This window comes from Microlunatus speluncae, assembly GCF_009299835.1.
In the GTDB taxonomy this organism is placed as follows: Bacteria; Actinomycetota; Actinomycetes; order Propionibacteriales; family Propionibacteriaceae; genus Microlunatus; species Microlunatus speluncae.
The window spans coordinates 493,381-505,446 of record NZ_VKCZ01000014.1; the positions used below are offsets into that span (position 1 = coordinate 493,381).

Below are 12,066 nucleotides of genomic sequence, written 5' to 3' on the forward strand. Positions count from 1 at the left end.
TCGGCGGGTCGGGCGCACCATTGCCTAATGGCATTAGGTAAGCCGAATCGCGATAGGCGCAGTGAACGGCGTGCGGCAGTCCGCGCCGAGATCTTGGATGCCGCCTGGGCGGTGGCGCGGGAGCGAGGGCTCGCCGGTCTGACGCTGAACGAGGTCGCGTCGCGGATCGGCATGCGAGCGCCGTCGCTCTATTCACACTTCGCGAGCAAGAACGCGATCTATGACGCGATGTTCGGCCAGGCCTGGACCGAGTACGACGACGTCGACCGGGCTGCGTCCGAGAATGCGCCGTCCAGTCCCCGGGAGCGGGTACGCCACCGCTGCCTGGTCTTCTTCGACTTCGCCGTCGCGGACCTGGTCCGGACCCAGCTGATGAACCAGCGGACGATCCCGGACTTCAGTCCGTCGGAGGAGGCGTTCGCGCCGTCGGTCCGCGCTGTCGGGCGGGCTGTGGCCGAGCTCGCCGAGTTGGGCATCACCGACCGCGGCGACATCGAGATCCTCTTCGCTGTCATCGGCGGCCTGGCCGATCAGCAACTGGCGAACGATCCCGGCGGTGACAGCCGCCGGAAGCTGATCGAGCGCGCCGCCGACATGTGGGCCGACGGGGTCGGCCTGCCCGCAGACCGTACCGAAGGACGAGAGCGATGACCCTGACCGAGGCCCCGACCGGGCCGCGCCGCTCGGCGCACACCCATGAGAAGGCCGCCGTTCTGGCGGCCGAGGAATACCGGCGCTGCGCCGATGCCATCGCCGCGCTGACCGACGACGACTGGCAGCGACCGACCGACTGCTCGTTGTGGGACGTACGCCAGCTGGTGGCGCACCTGATCGGGATGGCGCTGATGGCGTCGTCCCCGCTGCAGATCGTGAAGCAGCAGCGCGCCGCCAAGGCCCGCCGGGTGCCGGGCGCGCCGGCGATCGACGCGCTGACGGCCCACCAGGTCGACCTGTTCGGCTCCCAGCCGCGGCACGAGCTGGCGCCGTTGATGGCCCGGATCGGCGCCAAGGGGGCGAATGGTCGGCGGCGGATGCCGGCCTTCGTCCGCGGCCGGGAGCTCGGTGACCCGCAGCGGCTGAACGGGGCCGACGAGACCTGGACGATCGGCTATCTGACCGACACGATCCTCACCCGCGACCCGTGGATGCACCGGATCGACCTGAGCCGGGCGACCGGCGTGGCTCACGTACTGACGGCCGAGCACGACGGGGCGATCGTCGCCGACGTGGTCGCCGAATGGGCCGAGCGGCACGGCCGGCCGTACCGGCTCGCGCTGACCGGTCCCGCCGGCGGGCAGTTCGGCGGCGGCGATGACGCCGAGGAGATCACGATGGACGCGATCGAGTTCTGCCGCGTGCTCTCCGGTCGTGCTCCCGGCACCGGCCTGCTGGCGACCGAGGTCCCGTTCTGAGAGGTGACCTAGGAGAGCTGGGTCTGGTTCAGCCAGGCCAGGTAGTCCGGGGTCACCGTGCCGGTCACGTAGTCGCCGGTGAAGCAGCTCAGGTCGAGCTCGGTGATCTCCGATCCCTCGACGATGGCCGACTGCAACTCGGCCACCTCCTGATAGACGAGGTGATCGGCGCCGAGCTGGACCGCGACCTCCTCCGGGCTGCGGTCCCGGGCGATCAGCTCGCCGTGGGTCGGCATGTTGATCCCGTAGACGTGGGGGAACCGGACGGGCGGCGCGGCCGAGGCGAACGAGACCTTCCGGGCGCCGGCCCGGCGGGCCATCTCGATGATCTCCCGCGACGTGGTGCCCCTGATCACCGAGTCCTCGATGATCAACACGTGCTTGCCGGCGAACTCCGAGCTCATCGCGTTCAGCTTCTGTCGCACACCCTGCTTGCGCTGCTCCTGGCCGGGCATGATGAACGTGCGACCGACGTAGACGTTGCGGTGGAAGCCTTCCCGGTATTCGATGCCGAGGGTTCGCGCCACCTGCATCGCCGCCGGCCGGGCCGAGTCCGGGACCGGCATCACGACGTCGATGTCGCCGAGCGGCAGCTGTTCCTTGACCGTGTACGCCAGCCGTTCACCCATCCGCAGCCGGGCCTCGTAGACGGAGATCCCGTTCATGATCGAATCCGGTCGGGCCAGGTAGATGTACTCGATCGAGCACGGCGCCAGCCGCGGCGTGACGGCGCACTGCCGCGCGAAGAACTCGCCCCGGTCGGAGATGAAGACGGCCTCACCCGGCGCGATGTCACGGACCAGCCGATAGCCCGAACCCTCCAGGGCAGCCGATTCCGACGCGATCATCCAGGAGTCCTTCGCGCCCTCGTTCCGGCGGCCGATCACCAACGGCCGGATGCCGTACGGGTCGCGGAAGGCGAGCAGCCCGTAGCCGGCGATCAACGAGATCACGGCATAGGAGCCCTCGACCCGCTCGTGCACCTGGGCGACCGCCCGGAAGATCTGCTCCGGGTCCAGATCCAGGCCCTCGATCTGGCCCTGCAGTTCGGTGGCCAGGACGTTGAGCAGCATCTCGGTGTCGCTGGTCGAGTTCATGTGCCGGCGATCGATGTGGAACAGGTCCTCGGCCAGCTCGCGGGTGTTGGTCAGGTTGCCGTTGTGCACCAGCGTGATCCCGTACGGCGCGTTGACGTAGAACGGCTGGACCTCGTGCTCGTTACCCGCGTCGCCTCGGGTCGCGTACCGGACATGACCGAGGCCGACGTTGCCCAGCAGCGAGCGCATGTCCCTGGTCCGGAACGACTCCCGGACCAGGCCGCGGGCCTTCGACAGGTGGAAGGTCGGACCGTCGGCGGTGGCGATGCCGGTGGAGTCCTGGCCGCGGTGCTGCAACAGCAGCAGGGCGTCGTAGATCCGCTGATTGACCGGAGTGTCAGAGACCAGACCGACGATGCCGCACATGCCTCCGAACGCTACCGGTCGCCGCGACCCGAGAGTTGCTCGACCAGCAGCAGCAGTGCCGAATGATCAAGATCACCGTGGCCGAGCTGCCGCAGCGCCTGCACCAGCTGCGCGGTGTGCGCGCCCAGCGGGATGGCGACGCCGGCCTCGCGGGCGGCCGCCAGCACGATGCCGAGATCCTTGTGGTGCAGGTCGATCCGGAAGCCCGGCTGGAACTCCCGCTTGATCATCGAGGCCGCCTTGCGGTCCAGGATCCGGTTGCCGGCCAGGCCGCCGGCGAGCACCGAGACGGCCGCCTCCGGGTCGACGCCGTGCGCCTCGACGAAGACCAGGGCCTCGGCCACGAGCTCGATGGTGCCGGCGACGATCAGCTGGTTGGCCGCCTTGACGGTCTGGCCGGCGCCGCTCGGTCCGACGTGCACCACCGTGCCGCCGACCGCGTCCAGCACCGGACGGGCGGCCTCGAAATCCGCCGCCTCGCCGCCGACCATGATCGACAACGTGCCCTCGATCGCGCCGGCCTCACCGCCGGACACCGGGGCGTCCAACGGCCGCAGCCGGCGCTCGCGGGCGGCGTCGGCGAGCCGGGTCGCGACGTCGGGCCGGATGGTCGAGCAGTCGATCCACAGTGCGCCGTTGCGGGCGCCGGCCAGGATGCCGTCGTCGGCCTCGGTCACCGCCTCGACGTCGGGGGAGTCCGGCACCATGGTGATGATCACCTCGGCCGCGGCCACCGCCTCGGCCAGGGTGTCGGCGCCGCGTCCGCCGGCCTTGATCAACGCTTCCACCTTGGGCCGGCTGCGGTTGTAGCCGATCACCTCGAAGCCGGCCTTGATCAGGTTGGCCGCCATCGGCGCACCCATGATGCCGAGCCCGATCACCGCGACTGTGGTACTCATCGTTCCTCCGCTTCGGTGTGCTGCCAGGAGAGGCTGATCCCTCGGGCTTTCCATGGAACGAAAGCAACCTGTTGAGATGTGAAAGGCTAGGAGCGGGCCCGGAGCCGGTCAAGAACGTGTGCCGACCCTTCTGCATAGCGAAATTTGTGCGGTCCATTTTCTGTATGGTGGAATCCAGTCCACCCAACACAACGGAGGTCGGACCATGCCGGAAGAGACGGTGCGGGCGCGCAGTGGCGGCGTGCAGTCGGTGGAACGGGCGTTCGACCTGCTCGAGATCATGGCCGAGGCCGGTGGCGAGATCTCGCTCAGCGACCTCTCGACGACCGCGAAGCTGCCGATGCCGACCATCCACCGGCTGCTCCGGACCTGCGTGAAGCTCGGCTACGCCCGGCAGCTGCCGTCCCGCCGGTACGCCCTCGGCGCACGCCTGATCCCGTTGGGCGAGCTGGCCGGCCGCCAACTCGGCCGGGTGGCCCAGCCCCGGCTGGTGCAGGTGGTCGCCGAGCTCGGCGAGACGGCCAACATGGCGCTGCTGGACGGCGATCAGGTCGTCTACGTCGCCCAGCAGCCGTCGCCGCACGCGATGCGGATGTTCACCGAGATCGGCCGCCGGGTGAATCTGCACGACACCGGTGTCGGCAAGGCGATCCTGGCCGGCCTCAAGGACGACGAGGTGCGGGGGATCATCAACCGGGTCGGCCTGCCGACCCCGACGGCCAAGAGCCACGGCACCATCGAATCGCTGCTCGCGGATCTCGATCAGATCCGGAGTCGCGGCTACGCGATCGACGACGAGGAGCAGGAGATCGGGGTCCGCTGTTACGCGGTCGCGATCCCGGGCACGCCGTCGGCGATGGCGATCTCGGTCTCCGGCCCGCTGGCGCGGGTCGACGAGGAGTTCGGCCGGCGCGCCGTGCCCGTACTGCTTCAGGCGGCGTCGGTCATCGGCGCCGAGATGGTGTCCTGACCGACGGGCGATCCCGTCGCTCGGTCCCACCGTTTTCTCGACCGAATGAGCGCGGCCGGCCGGCCGATGACGTGCGGCCGAGCCGTCGTTCCGGCCGTGTTCCAGCCGGGCCCCGGCGATCCCGAGGCCCGTGTCCCGACCCGTGGAGCGTTCCGCTCCCTGCGGTTGTGATTCCGCAAAGCAAAAGTTAGCATCCGGATTGATGAAATTCGAGGAGGAATGTTGAACAGCCCCAGCCCTGGCTACTCGATCACCCTGCGGGTCGAGGTGGCCGCTACTTCGGGCTCGACGACCGACCTGGCATCAGCGGTCGCCGAGACGGGCGCGCCGGTGACGGCGCTGGACATCGTCGAATCCAGTCACGGGATGATCGTCGTCGACGTCAGTTGCAACACCGTCGACGACGACCACGCCCGTCGCATCGCCGAGGCGCTCGACGCCCGGCCCGACACCCACGTCCGCAAGGTCAGCGACCGCACCTTCCTGTTACACCTCGGCGGCAAGCTGTCGGTGGAGCCGAAGGTGCCGCTGAAGAACCGGGACGACCTGTCCCGTGCGTACACCCCCGGCGTCGCCCGGGTCTGCCTGGCCATTGCCGCCAACCCGGAAGACGCGCGGCGGCTGACGATCAAGCGCAACACGGTCGCCGTCGTCACTGACGGCACCGCGGTGCTCGGCCTGGGCGACATCGGCCCGGCCGCGGCCCTGCCGGTGATGGAGGGCAAGGCCGCCCTGTTCAAGCAGTTCGCCGGCGTCGACGCCTGGCCGGTCTGCCTGGACACCACCGACACCGAGGAGATCATCTCGATCGTCAAGGCCCTCGCCCCGGTGTACGGCGGGATCAACCTCGAGGACATCGCGGCTCCGCGCTGCTTCGAGATCGAGCGCCGGCTCCGGGCCGAGCTGGACATCCCGGTCTTCCACGATGATCAACACGGTACGGCGATCGTCGTCCTGGCCGCCTTGATCAACTCGCTCCGGGTGGTGCAGAAGAAGATCACCGAGGTCAAGATCGTGATCTCCGGCGTCGGCGCCGCCGGGCACGCGATCATCCAGCTGCTGCAGGCCCAGGGTGCCTCCCACATCGTGGGCTGCTCCCGGACCGGCGCGATCCACCGCGGCGAGACCTACGCCGACGAGCACCGGCAGTGGATCGCCGAGAACACCAACCCCGAGGGCGTGTCCGGCAGCCTGCATGACGCGCTGGTCGACGCCGACGTGTTCATCGGGGTATCCGGCCCGAACATCCTCGGCGCCGAGCACGTCGCCACGATGGCCGATCGGGCGATCGTGCTCGCGCTGGCCAACCCGGATCCGGAGATCCCGCCGACCGAGGCGGCCAAGCACGCCGCCGTGGTCGCCACTGGGCGGAGCGACTTCCCGAACCAGATCAACAACGTGCTCGCGTTCCCGGGACTGTTCCGCGGCCTGTTGGACGCCGCGGCGCACGAGATCACCACCCCGATGTTGGTGGCCGCCGCCGAGGCGATCGCCGACTGCGTGTCGGCCGACGAGCTCAACCCGAGCTACATCGTGCCGAGCGTCTTCGACAGCCGGGTGGCACCGGCCGTCGCCGCGGCCGTCTCGTCGACGGCCGGCTGATGAGCCACCGCTAGAACCGTTCGGTCCGGTCGTGGGGCGGGCGGGGAATCCGAAGGGGTCGAACCCCTTTGCTCAACGGAGGAGAGAAGATGACCCTTACGGTGACCGACGCCCACCCCATCGACCGGGCGGAGGAGATCCTCAGCGATGAGGCGCTCGCGTTCGTGGAGAAGCTGCACCTCCGCTTCGCCGACCGCCGAGACGTTCTCCTGGCGGCCCGGCAGGGTCGCCGGGCCGAGGTCGCCGCGGCCGGCCGGCTCGACTTCCTGGCCGACACCCGGGAGGTCCGCGAGGGGGACTGGCAGGTGGCGCCGGCGCCGCCGGCGCTGCAGGACCGCCGGGTCGAGATGACCGGCCCGGCCAGCCCGGCCAAGATGGCGATCAACGCGCTCAACTCGGGCGCCAAGGTCTGGCTGGCCGACCTGGAGGACGCCAGCTGCCCGACTTGGCCGAACGTGATCGATGCGCTGCTGAACCTCAAGGACGCCGCGCACGGCACCCTGTCCTTCACCCAGGCCGACGGGAAGTCGTACGCGCTGCGGACCGACGAGCCGCTGGCCGTGGTCGTGATGCGGCCGCGCGGCTGGCACCTGGACGAGGCACACGTCAGCATCGACGGCCGGGTCGGGATCGGCGCGCTGGTCGACTTCGGGCTGCACTTCTTCCATCTGGTCAAGCCGTTGCTCGACGGCGGCCGCGGCCCGTACTACTACCTGCCCAAGCTGGAGAGCCATCTCGAGGCCCGGCTGTGGAACGACGTGTTCACCTTCGCCGAGGCCGAGCTCGGAATTGATCATGGAACGATCCGGGCCACCGTGCTGATCGAGACGATCCCGGCCGCGTTCGAGATGGACGAGATCCTGTACGAACTCCGTGATCATGCCTCCGGCCTCAATGCCGGCCGCTGGGACTACCTGTTCAGCATCATCAAATACTTCCGCGACGCCGGCTCCGACTTCGTCCTGGTCGACCGCGGCGACATCACCATGACCGCGCCCTTCATGCGCGCCTACACCGAGCTGCTGGTGCAGACCTGCCACAAGCGGGGCGCGTTCGCGATGGGTGGGATGGCCGCGTTCATCCCCAGCCGTAAGGATCCGTCGATCAACACCGCCGCGCTGGAAAAGGTGCGTGCCGACAAGACCCGCGAGGCCGGCGACGGTTTCGACGGCTCCTGGGTGGCCCACCCGGACCTGGTCCAGGTCTGTCGCGACGTGTTCGACGGTGTGCTCGGCGATCGGCCCAACCAGGTCGAGCGGCAGCGGCCCGAGGTGGCCGTGACCGCCGAGCAACTGCTCGACGTCGCCTCCGCCGAGGGTTCCAACACCGAGACCGGCCTGCGCAACAACCTCGAGGTCGCCGTCGCCTACACCGCCAACTGGCTGGCCGGAAGTGGCGCCGTGGCGATCCACAATCTGATGGAGGACGCGGCCACCGCCGAGATCTCCCGGTCCCAGGTGTGGCAGTTGATCAACAACAAGGTCAAGCTGTCCGATTCCGGCGAGACGGTGACCACGGAGTTGGTCGCCCGGCTGCTGGACGAGGAGACCGAGAAGCTGCGCGGTCAGGTCGCCGCCGACGTGTTCGAGCGCTACTACCTGCCGGCCAAGCAATTGATCAGCGAGCTCTGCCTGTCCACCGACTTCGTCGACTTCCTCACCCTGCCGGCGTACGACCTGCTCACCTGATCAACCGCGGCCGACGAAGGGCATGCCGGCGGCGGTGATCACCAGGGAGTTGATCGTCGCTTCCAACGGCAGTTCGGCCATCAGCAGCACGGCCCGGCCGACCTCGGCGACGTCGAAGGTCGGCTCGGGGCGGAGTTCGCCGTCGGCCTGCAGGGTGCCCTGGGACATCCGGCCGGTCATCGCGGTGGCGGCGTTGCCGATGTCGATCTGACCGCAGCTGATCTTGTACGGTCGCCCGTCGAGCTCGATCGACTTGGTCAGGCCGGTGATCGCGTGCTTGCTCGCCGCGTAGGCGGCCGACCGCGGCCGCGGCGTGTGCGCGGAGATCGAGCCGTTGTTGATGATCTTGCCGCCGCTCGGCTGCTGCTGTTTCATGATCGACACCGCAGCGGCGGCACAGAGCATGGTGCCGGTCAGATTGACGGCGAGGCAGGCGTTCCAGTCGGCCAGGGAGATCTCGTCCACCGCGCCGCCGGGGCCGAAGCCGCCGGCGTTGTTGAAGAGCACGTCGACCCGGCCGAACTCGGCCCGGATCCGATCGAAGCCCGCGGTCACGGCGACGGGATCGGTGACGTCCATCGGCACCACCAGGCCGCCGGCATGATCACCGACGGTCTCGGCCAGCGGCTCCGGCCGTCGACCACAGGCGGCGACCCGATGCCCGGCCTCGAGGAACGCCCGGGCGACGGCTCGTCCGATCCCGCTGCCGGCTCCCGTGATCACCGCGACCTTCGACCCTGTTGCACCCGTCACTCGCTCATCCTCGCATCCGGCTTGTCGTGGTCGGAGGTCGCCGCGGCCCCGTGGCAGAATCTGCGAAGTGCAGATCGGGATGCTCGGCCCCTTCCAGGTGCGCACGGGTGACGGCGTCTTGGCGGACGTGGCGGGCGCCCGGTTGCGCGGCCTGTTGGTCGCCCTCGCCCTGCAGACCGGCCATGCCGTGCAGCGGGCCACGCTGGTCGACTGGATCTGGGGTGAGAACCCGCCGGCCGACGCCGCGAATGCCCTGCACCGCTTGGTGTCCCGGCTGCGCCGGGTGTTGCCGGACGGCGTCATCGAGGGTCAGCCGGACGGCTACCGGCTGACCGTTCCAGCCGACGCGGTCGACGCCGTACGGTTCGAGCGGCTGGTCGGCCAGGCCCGGACCGCCGACGGGCTGCGGCGGGTCGACCTGCTGCGGGAGGCCCTGGGCCTGTGGCGCGGCACGGCGATGCAGGACGTCGGCCTGCCGGAGAGCGGGGCGCTGGACGCCGTGGTCGCCCGGCTCGAGGAGCTGCGGCTGGGAGCGCTGGAGGATCGCTTCGAGGCCGAGATCAATCTCGGCCGCGGGGTGCCGGCGATCACCGAACTGTCCGACCTGGCGGCCGCGCACCCGATGCGGGAGCGGCTGGTCTCCGCGCTGATGCGCGCCCTCGCCGCGGACGGTCGCGACGCCGACGCCCTGCTCGCGTACCAGCGCACCCGGGAAGCCCTGGCCGACACCCTCGGCGTCGATCCGTCGCCGGAGCTGTCGGCGTTGCACGTGTCGTTGCTGCGCGGCGAGTTGAGCCGGCGGGAGGAGAGCCGGCCGACCAACCTGCGCGCCGAGCTGACCAGCTTCGTCGGCAAGGAGGCGGATCTCGCCGCGGTCCGCGGACTCGTAGCCGCGCACCGGCTCACCACCCTGATCGGGCCGGGCGGCGCCGGGAAGACGCGGCTGGCCACGGAGACCGCCCGGACGATGGCCGACGATCTGCCGGACGGGGTCTGGCTGATCGAGTTCGCCCCGGTCGGGGTCAACGGTGACGTGGCGCAGACCGCCCTGGCCGGCCTCGGTCTCCGCGACACCCTGCTCGGCACCGCCTCGACCGCGGATCCGGTGGACGGCCTGGTCACCGCACTGCGGGATCGGGAGATGCTGCTGATCTTCGACAACTGTGAGCATCTGATCGGCCCGGTGGCGGCCCTGGCGGAGCGGGTGCTCGGGGAGTGCCGGCGGCTGCGGATCCTGGCGACCAGCCGGGAGCCGCTCGGCATCACCGGCGAGGCGTTGTGGCAGGTCGAGCCGCTGTCCGTACCGTCCGACAGCGGGCCGGCCGAGATCGCCGCCGCGCCGTCGGTACGGCTGCTCCGGGACCGGGCGAGCGCGGTCCGCCAGGATCTCGGGACCGACGACCACACCCTGGCGACGATGGTGCGGATCTGCCGGGCCCTGGACGGGATGCCGCTGGCGATCGAGCTCGCCGCCGCCCGGCTGCGCACCATGACCCTCGAGCAGCTGGCCAACCGACTGGACGACCGGTTCCGACTGCTGACCGGCGGCAGCCGGACCGCGCTGCCGCGCCATCGAACGCTGCGCGCGGTCGTCGACTGGAGCTGGGAGCTGCTCACCGAGGACGAGCGGCTGGTGCTGCGCCGGTTGTCGGTGTTCTCCGGCGGCGCCAACCTCGAGGCGGCCGAGCAGGTCTGCCTCGCGGTCGGAGTTGATCAAGCCGGCGTGGATCAGGATCAGGTGCTGGAGCTGCTCACGTCGCTGGCCGAGAAGTCGCTGCTGGTCCCCACCCGTGATGACGGGCCGCGCTACCGGATGCTGACGACGATCAGGGAGTACGCCGCCGATCGGCTCGCCGAGGCGGACGAGACCGGCCTGGCTCGCCAGGCGCACCTGGCCTATTTCACCGAGCTGGCCGAGACGGCGGAGCCCGAGCTGCGCCGGGCCGAGCAACTGGAGTGGCTCGCCCGGCTCCGGGCCGATCATGACAACCTCAGCGCCGCGCTGCGCGGGGCGATCGCGGCCGGCGACGCCGAAGGCGCGATGCGGCTCGCGGCGGCCACCGGCTGGTACTGGTGGCTCGGTGGCCGACGCGGTGAAGGTCTGGAGTTGCTGATCGCCGCGGCCAGCCTGCCGGGCGAGGTGCCGGACCACACCCGGGCGCTGGCGTACGGGATGGTCGTGCTGTTCGTCACCTCCGGACCGGGCGACGAACAGGTCGGTGCCGAATGGATCCGCAAGGGCTACCGGTTCAGCCAGCAGACGACGGACGTCAACCCGCTGCTCGACTTCGCGACCCCACTGATGCGGCTGCTCGACGCTCCGAACGAAGCGATGACCGCGTTCGAGACGTTGCTGGAGAGTACGGACCCGTGGGTCCGGGCCATGGGCCGCTGGCAGGTCGCCAAGATGCGGCTCACGGTCGGCGAGAGCGGCCGCGAGGTCGAGGATCAGCTGGAGCAGGCGCTGGCGGAGTTCCGGGTGCTGGGCGAACGGTTCGGGATGTTCCTCTCCCTGTCCGAGCTGGCCGCGCACCTGGGCCGGAAGGGCGAGTTCGCGGCGGCCTGCGCCCACTTCGATCAGGCGATCGTCGTGCTCACCGAGCTCGGGGCGGTCGAGGACGTGATCGAGGTGCGGACCCAGCAGGCCGTGCTGTTCTGGCTGAACGGTGATCGCGAGGCCAGCGTCGCGACGCTGGCCGAGGCGGAGCTCAAGGCGCAGGGCGTCACCTGGCCCTACGCACTGGTCGACCTGGCGCTGGCCAAGGCGGGGCTGGCCCGGCTCGCCGGCGACGCGGCGCAGGCTCGCCAGCAGCTCGGCCTGGCCATCGGCCTGCTCGGCGACCTGGCCGAGACGACCCACCTGCGGGCGCGGATCCACGACCTGCTCGGCTACCTGGCCGACGATGTCCGCGAGTCCCGGACCCATCGGATGGTGAGCTGGCAGGCTGCCAATGAAGGGGGAGCGCCGCCGACCCTGGCCGCGGTGTTGATCGGGATCGCCGATCTCGCCGCTCGGCTCGAGCAGCACGACCAGGCGGCCCGGCTGCTCGGTGCCAGCGTCGCTGCGCGCGGGCTGACCGATCTCTCCCAACCCGACGCGGTCCGGATCGAGCGGGACGCGCGAGCCCGGCTCGGTGACGCGGCGTTCGTCGAACTGGCCGAGGAAGGGAGCCGGTCGGACTGGTCGGAACTGGTCGAGGACACCCTGGCGTCCTGATCTGTTGCTCGACCGGCACCGTGTGATGCAGACCATGGTGCCGAAGGCGCCGGAACGGGATC

The 12,066-nt window shown here is 70.2% G+C and carries 9 protein-coding genes; 6 read left to right on the forward strand and 3 right to left on the reverse strand.

From position 1 onward, the window contains the following. Positions 1-27 precede the first annotated feature (27 nt). Both FNH24_RS19060 and FNH24_RS19065 read left to right on the forward strand, forming a co-directional pair. Positions 28-651 (forward strand): TetR/AcrR family transcriptional regulator, encoded by a 624-nt coding sequence (locus FNH24_RS19060; RefSeq protein ID WP_281351050.1) that lies wholly within the window; start codon positions 28-30, stop codon positions 649-651. Beyond that, a complete protein-coding gene (locus tag FNH24_RS19065; RefSeq protein ID WP_152363784.1) occupies positions 648-1,412 on the forward strand; it encodes a maleylpyruvate isomerase family mycothiol-dependent enzyme in 765 nt (254 codons plus the stop codon). The genes FNH24_RS19060 and FNH24_RS19065 overlap by 4 nt, the downstream gene beginning before the upstream one ends. Before the next feature lie 8 nt (positions 1,413-1,420). On the opposite strand, the gene purF is transcribed toward FNH24_RS19065, so the two are convergent. Together purF and FNH24_RS19075 are read right to left on the reverse strand one after the other, a co-directional pair. After that, positions 1,421-2,875 (reverse strand): amidophosphoribosyltransferase, encoded by a 1,455-nt coding sequence (gene purF / locus FNH24_RS19070; RefSeq protein WP_152363785.1) that lies wholly within the window; start codon positions 2,873-2,875, stop codon positions 1,421-1,423. 11 nt (positions 2,876-2,886) lie between these two features. Then, positions 2,887-3,774 carry a 2-hydroxy-3-oxopropionate reductase gene (locus FNH24_RS19075; protein ID WP_152363786.1) on the reverse strand — a complete coding sequence of 296 codons (888 nt, stop codon included), beginning with the start codon at positions 3,772-3,774 and terminating at the stop codon, positions 2,887-2,889. Positions 3,775-3,979: 205 nt separating this feature from the next. On the opposite strand from FNH24_RS19075, the gene FNH24_RS19080 reads away from it, so the two are divergent. The 3 genes from FNH24_RS19080 (at position 3,980) to aceB (ending at position 8,034) form a co-directional block, all read left to right on the forward strand. Then, positions 3,980-4,744: an IclR family transcriptional regulator gene (locus FNH24_RS19080; protein WP_152363787.1), complete on the forward strand. Its 765-nt coding sequence runs from the start codon at positions 3,980-3,982 to the stop codon at positions 4,742-4,744. A 219-nt stretch (positions 4,745-4,963) separates the two neighbouring features. Beyond that, entirely contained in the window at positions 4,964-6,346 is a 1,383-nt protein-coding gene (locus FNH24_RS19085; protein ID WP_217428305.1) for an NAD-dependent malic enzyme, read from the forward strand. Positions 6,347-6,435: 89 nt separating this feature from the next. Then, a complete protein-coding gene (aceB, locus tag FNH24_RS19090; RefSeq protein WP_152363788.1) occupies positions 6,436-8,034 on the forward strand; it encodes a malate synthase A in 1,599 nt (532 codons plus the stop codon). On the opposite strand, the gene FNH24_RS19095 is transcribed toward aceB, so the two are convergent. Continuing rightward, entirely contained in the window at positions 8,035-8,787 is a 753-nt protein-coding gene (locus FNH24_RS19095) for an SDR family oxidoreductase (RefSeq protein WP_152363789.1), read from the reverse strand. A 67-nt stretch (positions 8,788-8,854) separates the two neighbouring features. Between FNH24_RS19095 and FNH24_RS19100 the strand changes: the two genes are divergently transcribed. Next, positions 8,855-12,004, forward strand: a complete 3,150-nt coding sequence (locus tag FNH24_RS19100) for an ATP-binding protein (RefSeq protein ID WP_152363790.1) — start codon at positions 8,855-8,857, stop codon at positions 12,002-12,004. Positions 12,005-12,066 lie beyond the last annotated feature (62 nt).